Source organism: Streptomyces sp. 4F14, from assembly GCF_048159485.1.
In the GTDB taxonomy this organism is placed as follows: domain Bacteria; phylum Actinomycetota; class Actinomycetes; order Streptomycetales; family Streptomycetaceae; genus Streptomyces.
Genome location: NZ_JBLRVY010000003.1, coordinates 482,572 through 497,468, shown reverse-complemented (window position 1 = coordinate 497,468; position 14,897 = coordinate 482,572). Strand labels below are relative to the sequence as shown.

Genomic DNA, 14,897 nt, shown 5'->3' with positions numbered 1-14,897 from the left:
CACCTTGCTCACCGCGCCCCCGGCGGGCGCCGCGACACCCGTCGCCGAGGTCTCTCCGTACGCGGCCCAGACCATCGACAACATCGGTGCGTCCGGGGCCTGGTGGGTGAACGACCTCCAGCACTTCGACCCTCGCGTACAGGCCCGGGTCGCCCAGCTCCTGTTCTCCAAACAGGGCTTGGACCTGAGCAGCTACCGCTACAACATCGGCGGCGGGGGCACGGCGGTCACCACGCCGTCCCGCGCTCCCCAGGACTTCCTGAAGCCCGACGGCACGTACGACTGGAGCCGGGACAAGGGCGGCCGGACGTTCCTGAGGTACGCGGCGAAGTACGGCGTGGAGGACCTGATCGCGTTCGTGAACAGCGCGCCCGCCGCCTGGAAGACCAACTCCCAGAGCTGCGGCGGGTACTTGAAGGAGGAGAACACCGCCGACTTCGCGAAGTACGTCGCCGACGTGACCGACCACTTCGCGCGGCTCGGCCAACGCTTCGACCACATCAGCCCGTTCAACGAGCCGACGAACAGCTTCGACTCCTGCGGCCAGGAAGGCATGCTGGTCCCGGTCTCCCAACGGGACGACATCGTGCGGGCGCTGGGCGCCGAGCAGCGGGCCCGGGGGCAGCGCACGGGGATCATCGCGGACGAGTCGAGCAGCACGACCGGCTTCAACTCCGAGGTCCCGCAGTGGATCTCGCAGCCCGGCACCGCCCAGTACGTGTCCAAGCTGGCGCATCACACGTACAACAACCCGGGCGACGACCAGCGGGCGAAGGTGTACGAGACGTCGAAGTCGGTCGGCAAGGAGTCCTGGTCGACGGAGATCTGCTGCTTCGGGCAGGGCGGCACCGGCTGGGCGAAGGAGTACGACCCGACGATCGAGGGCGGGCTCAACCTGTCCCGGATCATCTACAAGGACTTCGCCGTCGCACACGACTCGGCGTTCCAGTGGTGGGTGGCGCTGTCGGAGATGATCGGTTCGGATCCGTACGCGAAGAACGGTGACGGCTGGAACGACGGGCTGATCTACTACGACCCCAACTACGCGACGAACGGCAACCAGACGCTGTACTTCACGAAGCGGTACTACGTCCTCGGCCAGTACAGCAAGTTCGTGAAGCCGGGTTCCGTCGCGCACAACGTGACGGGGATGCCGTCGGGTGTCGAGGCCACCGCCTACGACCGGGGCGGCCAGTGGGTCGTCGTGGTGAACAACCACAACGCGGCCGAGACCGCCGTGGACGTGCGGTTCCACAGCAGGACGCCGGTGCGGGCGCGGGAGGCGGTGCGGACGTCCGCCGACGAGAACTGGGCGAAGGCCGCGCGCCCGTCGGTGCAGGACGGGACCGTGTCGGCGACGCTCGCGCCGCGTTCGGTGACGACGTTCGTCCTGGACCAGAAGCGCCGGTCGGCGCCGACGGCGGTCACGGGGACGCTGGTCGGCAGGCAGTCCGGGAAGTGCCTGACGGCCGACGCCTCGGGCGCGGCGCTCGCCGACTGCGCGGCGGACGGGACGAGGTGGTCGTACGACGCGAAGGGCGCGCTGAAGGGGCCGAACGGCTATCTGACGGCGGGGAGTTCGGGGCCGGCGTCGGTCGACGCGTTCACCGGGGAGAGCGCTCAGCGGTGGCTGCTGAACGCCAACGGGCAGATCGTCTCGGAGAGTTCGGGCAAGTGCCTGGACGTGAGCGGGCAGGCGACCGGGGCGGGGAGCAAGGTGATTCTCTACAGCTGCACCGGAGGTGCCAACCAAGCCTGGGCCAAGAGCTAGTCACCCCGGCCGGGAGGGCCGCCGGGTGTCTCGCCCGGCGGTTCCCAACCCCCTTGCTCCACCGCCTTGTTCGTCCGGTCGAACAGTCACAACGCTTCGAACAGACTTTGTTCAACCCCTTGCCGAAGCCTTAGCCGAAGGTTAACGTCCCGCTCCGCGACGCATTCGAGCCACAGCGCCCGAGGCGTCGCGTCGCAGCCGCACTCAAGACAAGGACGTCAGGCATGTCGGCATCGAGCAACAGCAACTTCAATCGTCGGTCCGTGCTGCGGGCCGCGATGGGTCTCGCCGCCGCCGGCGGGCTGGCCGCGTGCGGCGGCAACACGGGCCGCAGCGGGGGCTCCGGTTCGGGCAAGGACCTCGTGCAGTACTTCCACGCCTACGGCGAGGCCGGGGTCGAACAGGCCGTGAAGAAGTACGCGAAGGCGTACAAGGACGCCAACGTCTCCACGCAGTGGATCACCGGCTCCAACTTCGAGCAGAAGCTGTTCGCCGCGCTCCTCACCGACAACGCGCCCGACGTCTTCGAGTTCCACCCGCAGATCCAGCTCGTCAAGAGCGGTCAGGTGGCCGACCTGACCGACATCATCGCGCCGGTCAAGAGCGACTTCAACCAGGCCGACATCACCTCGCACACGGTCGACGGCAAGATCTACGGCGTCCGCATGATCGACGACCCGCAGTTCTTCTACTACCGCCCCTCCATGTTCGAGAAGGCGAAGATCGAGGTCCCGAAGACGCTCGACGAGCTGATAGAGGCCGCGAAGGCGCTCACCACGAGCAAGGTCAAGGGCGCCTACCTGGGCAACGACATCACCCCGGTGCAGTCGCCGCTGATCTGGTCGGCGGGCGCGGACACGCTGACCGCCGACAACAAGCCCGCGTTCAACACGGACGCGGTCGCGGCCGGCCTCAAGCAGATGCGCGGGCTGTTCACCAGCGGCAACCTGCTGCTCGGCGCCCCGGCCGACTGGTGGGACCCGTCGGCGTTCACGCAGGGCCTCACGGCGATGCAGTGGTGCGGCATGTGGGCGATGCCGGTCATGCAGAAGGCGCTCGGCGACGACATCGGCATCTTCCCGTTCCCGAAGATCGGCACGGCCGGCAAGGAGTCGGTGATCAACGGCGGCTGGTCGATGTTCGTCAACGCCAAGGGCAAGAACGTCGAGGCGGCCAAGGAGTACGTGAAGTGGCTGTGGATCGACCAGAAGCAGTACCAGGAGGACTTCGCGACCTCCTACGGCTTCCACATCCCGCCGCGCACCTCGCTCGCCGAGAGCGCCACCAAGCTGAAGTCGGGGCTGCCCGCCGAGGGCGTCAAGCTCTTCAACCAGTTCGGGCACTTCGACAACATCGGCTGGACGCAGGCGATGATCTCCTCGATCAACGACGTCGTCGCGAACTCCATCCGTAAGGGCGACGACCCGAAGGCCCAGCTCGACGCGGCCGAGAAGAAGGTCGACGCCGAGCTCAAGAAGCTCTTCGGATAGGCCGCGGAGAGACCACGACATGTCGACCACCACCGCGCGGAAGACAGCCTCCTCCGCCTCGTCCCCGGCCCCCTCGGGCCGGCGGCCGAGGCGGGGGTTCGCCGCCTCCCCCACCGCGAACTTCTGGCTCTTCACCGGGCCCTTCCTCATCGGCCTGATCGTCTTCGTCTTCGTGCCGATCGGCTGGAGCATCTGGCTCAGCTTCTTCGAGGCGCGCTTCACCGTCACGCCGAGCGAGTTCGTCGGCTTCGACAACTACAAGCAGATCCTCACGGACGTCGACTTCCGCAACTCGCTGGTCACGTTCACCGTCTTCGCCGCGTTCATCGTGCCGCTCACCTGGGCGGTCTCGCTGGGGCTCGCGCTGCTGGTGAACCGGATCAGGATCGCGCGGGCGTTCTTCCGGTCGGCGTTCTTCCTGCCGACCGCCGTCAGCTACGTCGCCGCCTCGCTGATCTGGAAGATGTCCCTCTTCAACGGCGTGCGCTTCGGCCTCGCCAACACGGTCATCGGCTGGTTCGGCGTCGACAACATCGCCTGGCTCGCCAGCCCCGACCCGCCGTGGTACTGGCTGGTCATCGTCACCGTACGCCTGTGGCTCCAGTCGGGCTTCTACATGATCCTGTTCATCGCGGCGCTCCAGAACATCCCCAAGGAGCTGTACGAGGCCGCCGCGCTCGACGGCGCGAAGCCGGGGTGGCAGACGTTCCGGTACATCACGCTGCCGCAGCTGCGGGCCACCTCGACCGCCGTCATCCTGCTGCTGCTGATCGCGGCGTACCAGGCGTTCGACGAGTTCTTCAACCTGCTCTCCAAGGCCACCTGGGGCCAGCCGCCGCTGGTGGAGCTCTACAAGATGGCGCTGGGCGAGAACCAGAACTACGGCGTCGGCAGCGCGGGCGCGGTCGTCCTCACCGTCCTGATCTGCGTCGTCACGCTGATCCAGGGCAAGATCATGGGCTTCGGAAGGGGGGAGGAGTCGAAGTGAGCAACCGTAAGCGCGGCTCTGTCCTCGGCAACACGGGACTGTACATAGCGACCGCCGTGGCCGCCTTCCTCTTCCTGATCCCCTTCTATCTGATCGTCCGCAACGCGCTGATGACGGACCCGGAGATCACCGGCGAGAACTGGAAGTGGTTCCCGACCAGCATCCAGTGGAGCAACTTCAGCGAGCTGTTCGACGACCCGACGGTCGATTTCGCGCGCTCCCTGTGGAACTCGACGGTCGTCGCGGTCCTGTCGACGTCCGGCATCCTGCTGGTGTGCTCGCTCGCCGGGTACGGCCTCGCGCGGATCCCGTACAAGCACGCGAACAAGGTGTTCTACGTCGTCCTCGCGACGCTGATGGTTCCCACAGCCGTCACCTTCGTGCCCAGTTTCGTCCTGGTGTCGTCCCTCGGCTGGGTGGACTCTTACCGAGGTCTCATCGTTCCGGGGCTGTTCAGTGGTTTCACGTGTTTCCTGTTCCGGCAGTACTTCCTGGGATTCCCCAAGGAGCTGGAGGAGGCGGCGCGGGTGGACGGGCTCGGCTACTGGGGCGCGTACTGGCGTGTCGTGGTGCCGAACTCGCTGAACTTCTTCGCGGCCATGGCGACCATCACGTTCATCAACGGCTGGAACTCCTTCCTCTGGCCCCTGGTCATCGGGCAGGATCCCAGTTCGTGGACGGTGCAGGTCGCGCTGTCCTCATACATGACCAACCAGACCGTGAACTACCACCTGATCTTCATGGCCACCGCCGTGTCGATCCTCCCGCTGGTGTTCGTCTTCCTCTTCCTGCAGCGCTGGCTGGTGCAGGGGATCGCGCAGACGGGTATCAAGGGCTGAGCTAGGAGACCGATGTCTTTCCGCACCACCTCCACGGACGTCGACTACGTCGAGGACGTCGCACCGGGCCGCGGGACGCTCCCGCCACGCGCCTGGTACGCGGCCTCGGACGCGGCCACGCTGTCGTTGAACGGACCCTGGCGCCTGCGGCTGTCGGCGACGGCCGGCGCCGAGGACGACACGTTCGCGGCACCCGGGTACGACGCCGGGGGGTGGGCGGAGGTCTCGGTCCCCGGGCACTGGGTGCTCCAGGGCCATGGCGCCCCGATCTACACGAACGTCCTCTACCCGTTCCCGGTGGACCCGCCGCACGTGCCGACGGAGAACCCGACCGGTGACCACCTGCGCGTCTTCGACCTGCCCGGCGACTGGCCGGCCGGCGGGGACGCGGTCCTGCGCTTCGACGGCGTGGAGTCCTGCGCCCGGGTCTGGCTGAACGGCACGGAACTCGGCGAGTTCAAGGGCTCGCGCCTGGCCCACGAGTTCGCGGTGGGCGGCCTGCTGCGGCCCGAAGGCAACGTTGTCGCGGTCCGCGTCCACCAGTGGTCGGCGGGCTCCTATCTGGAGGACCAGGACCAGTGGTGGCTGCCGGGCATCTTCCGTGACGTCACCCTCCTGCACCGCCCCGAGGGCGCCGTCCAGGACTTCTCGGTCACCTCTTCCTACGACCACGTCACGGGCACCGGCACCCTGCGCGTCGACTCGGACGTCCCCGGCCGGGTGACCGTCCCGGAGCTGGACCTGGACATCGAGACCGGTTCGCAGGTGACGCTGTCCGTCGACCCGTGGACCGCCGAGACGCCTCGCCTGTACGACGCCGTCCTCGCCACCGCCGGCGAACGCGTCCCGCTCAGGATCGGGTTCAGGACCGTCGTACTCGAAGACGGCCTGATCAAGGTCAACGGGACGCCGATCCTCTTCAAGGGCGTCAACCGCCACGAGTGGCACCCCGAGACGGGCCGCGCGCTCGACCTGGAGACCATGCGCGAGGACGTGCTGCTGATGAAGCGGCACAACATCAACGCGGTGCGTACGTCCCACTACCCGCCGCACCCCGCGTTCCTGGACCTGTGCGACGAGTACGGCCTCTGGGTCATCGACGAATGCGACCTGGAGACGCACGGCTTCGGCGAGCAGCAGTGGCGGGACAACCCGGTCGACGACGACCGCTGGACCCCGGCCCTCCTCGACCGCGCCGAGCGCATGGTCGAGCGCGACAAGAACCACCCCTCGATCGTCTTCTGGTCCCTGGGCAACGAGGCGGGCACCGGGCGCGGCCTGACCGCGATGTCCGAGTGGATCCACGGCCGGGACCCCTCGCGGCTCGTGCACTACGAGGGCGACTGGTCCTCCCGCGACACCGACGTCTACTCGCGGATGTACGCCTTCCACGGCGAGACCGAGGAGATCGGCAAGCGGCTCGACGGGGGCACGGGGAAACGGCGTGAACTCCCCTTCATCCAGTGCGAGTACGCGCACGCGATGGGCAACGGCCCCGGTGGACTCGTCGACTACCAGCGGCTGTTCGAGACGTACGACCGCCTCCAGGGCGGGTTCATCTGGGAGTGGATCGACCACGGCATCGTCCACGAGGAGTTCGGGTACGCGTACGGCGGTGACTTCGGCGAGGAGCTGCACGACGGGAACTTCGTCTGCGACGGCCTGATCTTCCCGGACCGCACGCCCTCCCCCGGGCTCCTGGAGTTCAAGAAGGTCATCGAGCCGGTGTCGTTCGTGGGCGGCACGGGCTCGGGCACGGTCACCGTGACCAACAAGCAGGATTTCGCGGACCTTTCGGCGTTCGCGTTCTCCTGGGCGTTCCAGGTGGACGGCGAGGAGGTGGCCTCCGGTCCGCTGGAGGTGCCCGCGCTCGCGGCCGGCGCGTCGGCGGACGTGAAGCTGCCGCCGGTGCCCTCGGTGGACGTGCCCGAGGGCGCGGAGACGGGGTGGACGGTGCGGGCCGTGCTCGGCGCCGACACGCTGTGGGGTGCGCGGGGCCATGAGGTCGCGTGGGGTCAAGTGCCGGTCACCGAGAGGGCGTTGCCGGTACTGGGCGCCCAGGTCGCGCCGGTCGTCGGGCCGGACGGGATCACGCTCGGCCCGGGTGTCTTCGACTCCCGTACGGGTGCGCTGCTGTCGATCGGGGCGGTGCCGGTGACGGGCGGGCTGAAGCTCGACGTGTGGCGGGCGACGACCGACAACGACAACGGCACCGAGTGGCACTCCGGCATCAACTACAGCGAGCTGTGGCGCAAGTCGGGGCTGCACCGGATGCGGCACCGGATCGACGCGGTGGAGGTCGAGGGGGACGCGCTGACCGTGCGGACCCGGGTCGCGCCGGCCGCCGCCGAGGCCGGGCTCGCGACCGTGTACCGGTGGACGTCCGACGGTGAGCGGCTGAAGCTCACGGTGTCCGTGACACCCGAGGGGCGGTGGTCGGTCCCGCTGCCGCGCCTCGGCGTCCGGTTCGGGCTGCCCAGGACGACGGACGCGGTGCGCTGGTTCGGCGGCGGGCCGCTGGAGGCGTACCCGGACACCCGGGAGGCGTCGCGGATCGGGGCCTGGGAGTCGACGGTCGACGCGCTCCAGACGCCGTACGTGTACCCGCAGGAAAACGGTTCGCGGGCCGATGTGCGCCGGGCTACGCTGGGCGGGCTCCAGGTCGAGGGTGACCCGGAGTTCTGGTTCACGGCCCGCCGCTGGACCACCGAGGAGCTGGACGCCGCCCGCCACCGCACCGACCTGGTGCCCGGCGAGACGGTGTGGGTCCACCTGGACCACGCGGCGCACGGTGTGGGGACGCAGGCGTGCGGGCCCCGGCCGCTGCCGCAGTACGAACTGGAGGCGGCGCCCGCAGAGTTCTCGTTCGTGTTCACCGAGGGTTTCTAGGTTCTCCTTCTTCTGATCGCCGAGGCCGGTCCGGTACCTCCGGACCGGCCTCGGCCGTGCCACCCCCCGCCTTCTCGTTTTCCCCTTCGTATCCGTCCCTGTGTTGTATGGAGGCTCATCGAGTGAGCGGCAGCATCGAGGTGCGCGGGCTGTCCCGCACCTTCCACACCACTGTCCGACGGCCGGGCTTCGCGGGCGCGCTGCGTTCGCTGGTCGACCCCGAGCGGGTCGTCAAGCACGCCGTGTCCGACATCTCCTTCGACGTCGCCGAGGGTGAACTCCTCGCCCTGCTGGGCCCGAACGGCGCGGGCAAGTCCACGACGATCAAGATGCTCACCGGCATCCTCACCCCGACCTCGGGCGAGGCGAAGGTCGCCGGGGTCGTCCCCTACCGGGAGCGGGAGCGCAACGCCCGCAACATCGGCGCGGTGTTCGGGCAGCGCACCCAGCTCTGGTGGGACCTGCCGGTGCGCGAGTCGTTCATGATCCTGCGGGACATCTACGAGGTGCCCAAGGCCGAACACGCGGCGCGGCTCAAGGAGTTCGACGACCTCCTCGACCTGTCGTCGTTCTGGTCGACCCGCGTGCGCCACCTCTCCCTCGGCCAGCGGGTGCGCTGCGACCTGGCGGCGGCGCTGCTGCACGACCCGGCCGTGGTGTTCCTCGACGAGCCGACGATCGGCATGGACGTCGTGGTGAAGGAGCAGGTCCGGGAGTTCCTGCGGCACCAGGTCGAACAGCGGGGCCGTACCGTCCTGTTGACGACGCACGACATGACGGAGGTCGAACGCCTCGCGGAACGCGTCGTGCTGATCAACCACGGCCGGCTGGTCCTGGACGGGCCGCTGGAGGACATCCGGCGCAAGTTCGGCTCGACCTGGCAGGTGCGGGCTACGCTCGCCGACCCGCACACCGAGGTGACGCCGCTGCGCGGGATAGCCGTCGTCGGCCGGGAGGGCCCGCAGGTCGTGTTCGGCCCCGAGGGCCCGGACGCGCCGACCGTCCACCAGGCCCTCAAGGCGGTCATCGAACGGTACGAGGTGACGGACATCGCCCTCGACGAGGCCGACCTCGAAGACGTCATGCGCGCCGCGTACGTCCACACGGAGGACGGGCGATGAGCTCTTTTGCCTGGCGTGCCGCGCGGGTCACGCCGCTCGGCGAGCTGTACACGCCACCCCGGATGACGGGGGCGCTGCTGCGGCTCACCGTACAGATCGTGCTGGTCGCCTCGCTGTGGCACGGGCTGTACGCGCAGACCGGGACGACCGCCGGGCTCGACCGGGGGCAGGCGGTGACGTACGCCGTGCTGGCCGTACTCAGCTCCCGGATCAGGGAGTTGGACCAGTACTCGGGGCGGGACACCGTCCAGCAGCATGTGCATTTCGGGACGATCGTGTACTGGTGGATGCGGCCGATGCCGCCGCGCCGGTACTACGCGCTGCGGGCGCTGGGCGAGCAACTGTACGGGTTCGCCTGGGCGTTGTTCGGGTACGCGGTCTGTCTCGCGGCCGGAGTGATCGATCCGCCCGAGTCGGCTGCCGTGGCCGGGGTGTTCGTGCTCAGTCTGGTGCTCGGGCAGTGGGTGCTGTACTACATCATGCTGGTCATCGACCAGTGGTGCTTCTGGGCGCTGCGCAACGGGGCCGCGCTGCTGATCCTCGTGTTCGCGCAGAACCTGCTGTCCGGGGTGTACGCGCCGCTGTGGTTCTTCCCCGACTGGTTCGTCACGCTCAGCTCCTGTCTGCCGTTCCAGGCGACGCTGAGCGTGCCGCTGTCCCTGTACATCGGGCGGATCCCGCTGTCCGACGCCGGCTTCCAACTCGCCGTGCAGGCGGGGTGGGTGGCCGGTCTGGCCCTGTTCACGCGGTTCCTGTGGTCGCGGGCCGCTCGTCGCGTCGTCGCGCAAGGAGGCTGATCCGCTTGGGTTCCGTAGTGAAGGCCACGCGGATCATGTGGCGGATCACGCGCCTCAACTTCCGTGCGCAGCTGGAGTATCGGGCCGAGTTCCTGCTGATGATCGCGATCGGGGCGATCTGGCAGGTGTCGGTGATCGTGTTCGCGACCGTGCTGCTCACGCGGTTCAGCGGGATGGGCGGCTGGGACAGCCGGGACGTGCTGATGATCCCGGCGATGCGGATGCTGGCGCACGGGCTGTTCGTGCTGTTCCTCGGGCGGGTGCACGGGATCGGGCGGTTCGTGCAGGAAGGGAAGATCGACGCGTATCTGCTGCGACCGCTTCCGGTGTACCGGCAGATGCAGCTGGAGTACTTCCCCACCAACGCGATCGGGGACCTGACGGTCGCGGTCGGGCTGATGGTGGGGGCGCTGAGCCGGAGCCAACTGGACTGGGACGCGGCGCGAGTCGGGTATCTCATCGCTGCCGTGCTCGGGGGGATGCTGCTGGAGGCCGCGCTGTTCACGCTGGTCGCCTGCGCGTCCTTGCGCTTTCCCGCCGCCGACTACTGGGGGCGCTGGCTTGAGGAGTTGCTCGGGACGTTCGGGAGCTATCCGCTGAACGTGCTGCCCAAGGCCGTTGGAGGGCTGCTGACTTACGGGTTGCCGCTCGCGTTCGTCGCGTACTTCCCGGCGGCGGTGCTGACGGGGCACGGGCACGGGACGGTCGTGCCGTACTGGGTGGCTGCCGCTTCGCCGTTGCTGGGGTTGCTCGCGTATCTGGGGACGCGGGTGCTGTGGCGGTGGAGCCTGCGGCACTACAGCGGGGTGAACGGCTGAACTGTGGTTGTTTGAGGGGCCGTCGCGGTGTTCGCGGCGGCCCCTCGTGGTTCATCCGGCCCGGTACGCCCGCAGGAACGCCGCCACTCCGCCGCCGAGCAGGCGGCGGGCGTCCTCCTCGGGGAGGGGCAGTACGCCGTAGTGGGTGCGGAGGGTGAGGGTCTGGGAGGTCAGGGCGACGAAGTGGGCCGCCGCGAGGGCCGGGTCGCCGTGCGCGTCGAGGAGGCTCTCGTCGTGGAGGGCCTGGAACGCCTCGGTGAGGGCGGCGGTGACCGGGATCGGGCCCGCCTCCTGCCAGGAGCGCAGGACCTCGGGCGGTACGTGGTCGGCCTCGGCGTGGATGTGGCGGACCAGGGCGAAGTGGTCGGCGTAGCGGGTCAGGAGGTCGGCGAAGCCCTCCGCGAGGGCGGTGAGGTCGCGTTCCAGGTTGTCGGGGTGCGGGGGTCTGCCGGGGGGCAACACGCTTGCCAGGCAGGCGAGTTGGGCGTCCTTCACCTCGGCCGACGTCCAGGTGACGACCGTGCGGAACAGTTCGGCCTTGCCGCCGGGGAAATGGTTGTAGAGCGTGCGGGTCGAGACGCCGGCGGCTGCCGCGACCGCGTCGACGGAGGCGCGGGTGTAGCCCTCGCGGCCGAAGAGGGTGCAGGCGGCGCCCGCCATCGCGGCCCACTTCTGCACCTTGCGGGGCGAGTGGTTCTGGAGGGCGGCCTCCCACCGGGCTTCGTTGGTCGTGCCCACACGGTCTCCTCGTGCTTCGCGGTTGTGTGCACCGCCGATTGTGTCTTTATGCAACGCTCGTTGTGCTTCAGACAACGCACGTTGTACTTTACCGGATGTGAGCCGACCTCGGCAGTCGAGCCGGGGCACGAACAGGGGGATATCCATGTCTGCTTACACAACTCCGTTGCGTGTGGCCGTGATTGTCGGCAGTGTCCGCGAGGGGCGGCAGGGGCGTGCGGTCACCGACTGGTTCCTCAAGGTCGCCACCGCGTACGAGGGACTGGAGCTGGACGTCGTCGACCTCGCGGACGTCGAGCTGCCGATGGTGATGCCGGGCTGGGGCGGCGAGGTGGGCGACGCCGTCGCCGCCGTGCTGGGCGAGGTCGGGCCCCGGCTCGCCGCCGCCGACGCGTTCGTCGTCGTCACGCCCGAGTACAACCACAGCTTCCCGGCCTCGCTGAAGAACTTCGTCGACTGGCACGGGCCGCAGTGGCAGGCCAAGCCGGTCGGGTTCGTCTCGTACGGGGGGCTCTCGGGCGGCATCCGCGCGGTGGAGCATCTGCGGCAGGTCTTCGCCGAGTTGCACGCGGTGAGTGTGCGGGACGCGGTGAGTCTGCACGCGCACTGGTCCGGGCTCGGGGAGGACGGGGGGCCTCGGGACAGTGCTGTGGCGGAGGGGGCGGCGAAGGGGATGCTGGGGCAACTGTCCTGGTGGGGGCGGGCGTTGCGCGGGGCGCGGGCCGAACACCCCTACCAGGGCTGAAGGGGGGAGAGTCATGGCTGTCGGCATATCGCCGTCGCCCGTCTCCGACGCCGCCGCGTTGAACCGTACGCTCGGTGTGATCCTCGTCGGTTCGCTGATGGTCGTGCTCGACGGGACGATCGTCGTCGTCGCGCTGCCGAGTCTGTCGGGCGCGTTCGGGGCCTCGCTGGGGACGATCCAGTGGACGCTGACCGGGTACACGCTCGCGCTGGCCGCCGTGATCCCCACGGCGGCGTGGGTGATGGCCCGGGTGGGCGCCAAGCGTGCCTATCTGCTGGCGCTCTCGCTGTTCACGCTCGGTTCCGGGCTCGCGGCGTTCGCCTGGGACGCCGGGTCGCTGATCGCCTTCCGGGTCGTCCAGGGGCTCGGGGGCGGGCTGTTGATGCCGGTCGGGATGGCGATGGCGCTGTCCCTCGCCGACCGGGAGCGGTTCGGGCGGACCATGGCGTTGATCGGGCTGCCCGTGCTCATCGGCCCTGTGTCGGGGCCGGTGTTGGGCGGCTGGCTGATCGATGCCGCGTCCTGGCACTGGATCTTCCTCGTCAATCTGCCGGTCGGCGCGCTGGCGCTGGTGCTCGCGGCGCGGCTGCTGCGGGCCGACGCGCCTCGCGGTGACGTACCCCGGCTCGACGTACGGGGGCTGGTGTTGCTGCCGCCCGGCCTGGCCCTGCTGCTGTACGGGCTCGCCCGGGGCGGTGAGCGCGGGGACTTCTCGGCGCCGGGGGTGCTGGGGTTCGTGGCCGTCGGGGCCGTACTCGTCGCGGCCTTCGTACGGCATGCCCTGACGACCAGTCACCCCCTGCTGGATCTACGGCTGTTGGGCGACCGGACGTTCGCGCTCGGGATCGGGACACTCGCGCTGTTCGCCTGCGGGTACTTCGGGTCGGCGTTGCTCGGGCCCATGTACTGGCAGCAGGTGCGGGGTTGGGATGCGACCGGGACCGGGTTGCTGGGGGTGCCCGTCGGGCTCGCCATCGGGGGGACCATGCAGATCGCCGCGCGGCGTGTGGACCGGGTGTCCCCCCGGGTGCTGATCGCGTGCGGGGCACTGCTGGCGTCAACCGGCATGGCCTGTACGGGGGTTCAGGTCGGCGTCGAGGGAGTGGCCGCCTGGCGGGTCACCTCGACCCTCGTCCTGATGGGCGTCGGCGTCGGGATGGTGATCATGCCGACGATGACCGTCGCGAGCCGGGAGCTGCCCAAGGCGCGGATGGGGGCGGCGAGTACGGCACTGGCGATCAACCAACAGCTGGCGGCATCCGTGGGGACCGCGTTCCTGTCCGTGCTGCTCGGGGCGGTGGGGGTGAGCCCCTCGGGCTTCAGGACGGCGTTCCTGGCGGCGGCGGCGCTGCCTGCGCTGGCGGTGGTGCCGGCGTTGCGGTTGCCGGGGCGGGCGTGAGGTCGGTGGTTGTGCGCCCGTGCTCGCGCCCCGCCCCCCGGATCGGGGTGAACAGGGCCGCCCCGGCGATCAGGAGGCAGCAGGTGCCGGCTATCGCCGCTACCGGGGTCGTGCCGTGGTGTTCCGCCGCCCAGGTGAGGGCGGCGGCGCCGATCGGGGCGGCGGAGTACTGGAGGGTCCAGAACGCCGATGTCACTCTGCCCAGGAGGTGTTCGGGGGTCACCTCCTGGCGCAGGGACATCGAACAGGTCCCGCCGATGGCGACCGAGGCGAGGAACGCGGCGGCCATCAGGGCGACTTGAGGCACCGAGTCGGCCCGGCCGAGCCCGACGACCGCGAGGCCGGACAGCACGACCGACGCGGTCCACACGGGGCCGAAGCCGAGGCGGCGCCGCAAGCGGGCGACCAGGAGGGATCCGGCCACCGTCCCGACCGCGCCGACCGCCATCACGACGCCGACCGTCCCGTCGTCCCGCCCCAGGTCGTGCTTGACGTGGTAGATCAACAGGTCGATCAGCCCGAGCGTGAGGAAGCTGAACAGGAACAGCAGGACGGTGACCGACCGCAGCACGGGATGCCCGTACAGAAAGGCCACGCCGACCTTCAAGTCCCGCCAGACACCGGGATGTCGACCACCTTCGCGGGGCAGCTTCCTGATCCGTACGGCGATCAGGCACGCGGCCGAGACCCCGAAGCTGGCCGCGTCCACGCCGACGGCCGCCGCCGGCCCCGTCCAGGCGGCCACCGCTCCCGCGCCCAGCGGCCCCAGCACCCCGGCCGCGGCGGCCGTCGCGTTGAGCCGGCCGTTGGCCTCCGTGAGCCGCTCGGTCCCGACAAGTCCCCGTACGACGGTCACGTACCCGACCGCGAAGAGCATCCCGACAGCCTCGCAGACCGGCAACACGACGTACAGCAACCAGACTTGGGGGCCCGCCAGCCAGACCAGCGGGATCAGCCCGTACAGCGCCATCCGGACCAGATCGCAGCCGATCAGCAGCTTCCGGCGGTCGACCCGGTCGACGACGGCCCCCGCGAACACCGCCGACAGCACCAGGGCGGCACCGCCCAGCGCCGTCAGCAGCCCCATGCGCGCCACCGAACCGGTCGCTTCGAGGACGAGGAGGGGGAGGGCGATCAACGCGAAGGAGTCACCGAGGACGGACAGCGTCTGAGCGAGCCAGAAGACGCTGAAGTCGCGTTGTTTCCAGAGGGGTTGGCCGGTGCGCGTGTCGTCCATCGCACCGACCCTACGGCGTTGCCCGCGCCGGGGTGGGTATTTCGGCTTGCGGAGGCGGGAGGACA

12 protein-coding genes are annotated in these 14,897 nt (G+C 69.5%); 10 read left to right on the top strand and 2 right to left on the bottom strand.

Going from position 1 to position 14,897, the window contains the following annotated elements; all coding sequences use genetic code 11:
• Positions 1-4: 4 nt before the first annotated feature.
• The 8 genes from ACLZOT_RS06930 to ACLZOT_RS06895 all read left to right on the top strand — a co-directional run bounded on the left by ACLZOT_RS06930 (position 5) and on the right by ACLZOT_RS06895 (position 10,713).
• Positions 5-1,771: a glycoside hydrolase gene (locus ACLZOT_RS06930; RefSeq protein ID WP_416967842.1), complete on the top strand. Its 1,767-nt coding sequence runs from the start codon at positions 5-7 to the stop codon at positions 1,769-1,771.
• A gap of 224 nt (positions 1,772-1,995) precedes the next feature.
• Positions 1,996-3,261 (top strand): ABC transporter substrate-binding protein, encoded by a 1,266-nt coding sequence (locus ACLZOT_RS06925; RefSeq protein WP_416967841.1) that lies wholly within the window; start codon positions 1,996-1,998, stop codon positions 3,259-3,261.
• A 19-nt stretch (positions 3,262-3,280) separates the two neighbouring features.
• Positions 3,281-4,249, top strand: a complete 969-nt coding sequence (locus ACLZOT_RS06920; protein ID WP_416967840.1) for a carbohydrate ABC transporter permease — start codon at positions 3,281-3,283, stop codon at positions 4,247-4,249.
• Positions 4,246-5,088 carry a carbohydrate ABC transporter permease gene (locus ACLZOT_RS06915; protein WP_416967839.1) on the top strand — a complete coding sequence of 281 codons (843 nt, stop codon included), beginning with the start codon at positions 4,246-4,248 and terminating at the stop codon, positions 5,086-5,088. The genes ACLZOT_RS06920 and ACLZOT_RS06915 overlap by 4 nt, the downstream gene beginning before the upstream one ends.
• Before the next feature lie 12 nt (positions 5,089-5,100).
• Positions 5,101-7,977: a glycoside hydrolase family 2 TIM barrel-domain containing protein gene (locus ACLZOT_RS06910; RefSeq protein WP_416967838.1), complete on the top strand. Its 2,877-nt coding sequence runs from the start codon at positions 5,101-5,103 to the stop codon at positions 7,975-7,977.
• A gap of 122 nt (positions 7,978-8,099) precedes the next feature.
• A complete protein-coding gene (locus tag ACLZOT_RS06905) occupies positions 8,100-9,098 on the top strand; it encodes an ABC transporter ATP-binding protein (protein WP_416967837.1) in 999 nt (332 codons plus the stop codon).
• Positions 9,095-9,895: an ABC transporter permease gene (locus ACLZOT_RS06900; protein WP_416967836.1), complete on the top strand. Its 801-nt coding sequence runs from the start codon at positions 9,095-9,097 to the stop codon at positions 9,893-9,895. Before ACLZOT_RS06905 ends, ACLZOT_RS06900 begins: the two co-directional genes overlap by 4 nt.
• Before the next feature lie 35 nt (positions 9,896-9,930).
• On the top strand, positions 9,931-10,713 hold the full coding sequence (locus ACLZOT_RS06895) for an ABC transporter permease (RefSeq protein WP_416967863.1): 783 nt from the start codon (positions 9,931-9,933) through the stop codon (positions 10,711-10,713).
• 51 nt (positions 10,714-10,764) lie between these two features.
• Here ACLZOT_RS06895 and ACLZOT_RS06890 read toward each other — a convergent pair whose 3' ends face one another.
• On the bottom strand, positions 10,765-11,451 hold the full coding sequence (locus ACLZOT_RS06890; RefSeq protein ID WP_416967835.1) for a TetR/AcrR family transcriptional regulator C-terminal domain-containing protein: 687 nt from the start codon (positions 11,449-11,451) through the stop codon (positions 10,765-10,767).
• Positions 11,452-11,596: 145 nt separating this feature from the next.
• Between ACLZOT_RS06890 and ACLZOT_RS06885 the strand changes: the two genes are divergently transcribed.
• Positions 11,597-12,196 carry an NADPH-dependent FMN reductase gene (locus tag ACLZOT_RS06885; RefSeq protein WP_416967834.1) on the top strand — a complete coding sequence of 200 codons (600 nt, stop codon included), beginning with the start codon at positions 11,597-11,599 and terminating at the stop codon, positions 12,194-12,196.
• 13 nt (positions 12,197-12,209) lie between these two features.
• The gene (locus ACLZOT_RS06880; RefSeq protein WP_416967833.1) at positions 12,210-13,595 is read left to right on the top strand and encodes a DHA2 family efflux MFS transporter permease subunit; all 1,386 of its coding nucleotides are present in this window, start codon (positions 12,210-12,212) and stop codon (positions 13,593-13,595) included.
• On the opposite strand, the gene ACLZOT_RS06875 is transcribed toward ACLZOT_RS06880, so the two are convergent.
• Entirely contained in the window at positions 13,516-14,832 is a 1,317-nt protein-coding gene (locus ACLZOT_RS06875; protein ID WP_416967832.1) for an MFS transporter, read from the bottom strand. The two genes, ACLZOT_RS06880 and ACLZOT_RS06875, sit on opposite strands and share 80 nt — an antisense overlap.
• Positions 14,833-14,897 lie beyond the last annotated feature (65 nt).

Excerpts from the sequence above, each read along its gene's own strand:
- ACLZOT_RS06880 (WP_416967833.1), top strand. The coding sequence starts at position 12,210 with ATGGCTGTCGGCATATCGCCGTCGCCCGTCTCCGACGCCGCCGCGTTG.
- ACLZOT_RS06920 (WP_416967840.1), top strand. The coding sequence starts at position 3,281 with ATGTCGACCACCACCGCGCGGAAGACAGCCTCCTCCGCCTCGTCCCCG.
- ACLZOT_RS06925 (WP_416967841.1), top strand. The coding sequence starts at position 1,996 with ATGTCGGCATCGAGCAACAGCAACTTCAATCGTCGGTCCGTGCTGCGG.
- ACLZOT_RS06885 (WP_416967834.1), top strand. The coding sequence starts at position 11,597 with ATGTCTGCTTACACAACTCCGTTGCGTGTGGCCGTGATTGTCGGCAGT.
- ACLZOT_RS06910 (WP_416967838.1), top strand. The coding sequence starts at position 5,101 with ATGTCTTTCCGCACCACCTCCACGGACGTCGACTACGTCGAGGACGTC.
- ACLZOT_RS06900 (WP_416967836.1), top strand. The coding sequence starts at position 9,095 with ATGAGCTCTTTTGCCTGGCGTGCCGCGCGGGTCACGCCGCTCGGCGAG.
- ACLZOT_RS06875 (WP_416967832.1), bottom strand. The coding sequence starts at position 14,832 with ATGGACGACACGCGCACCGGCCAACCCCTCTGGAAACAACGCGACTTC.
- ACLZOT_RS06895 (WP_416967863.1), top strand. The coding sequence starts at position 9,931 with ATGTGGCGGATCACGCGCCTCAACTTCCGTGCGCAGCTGGAGTATCGG.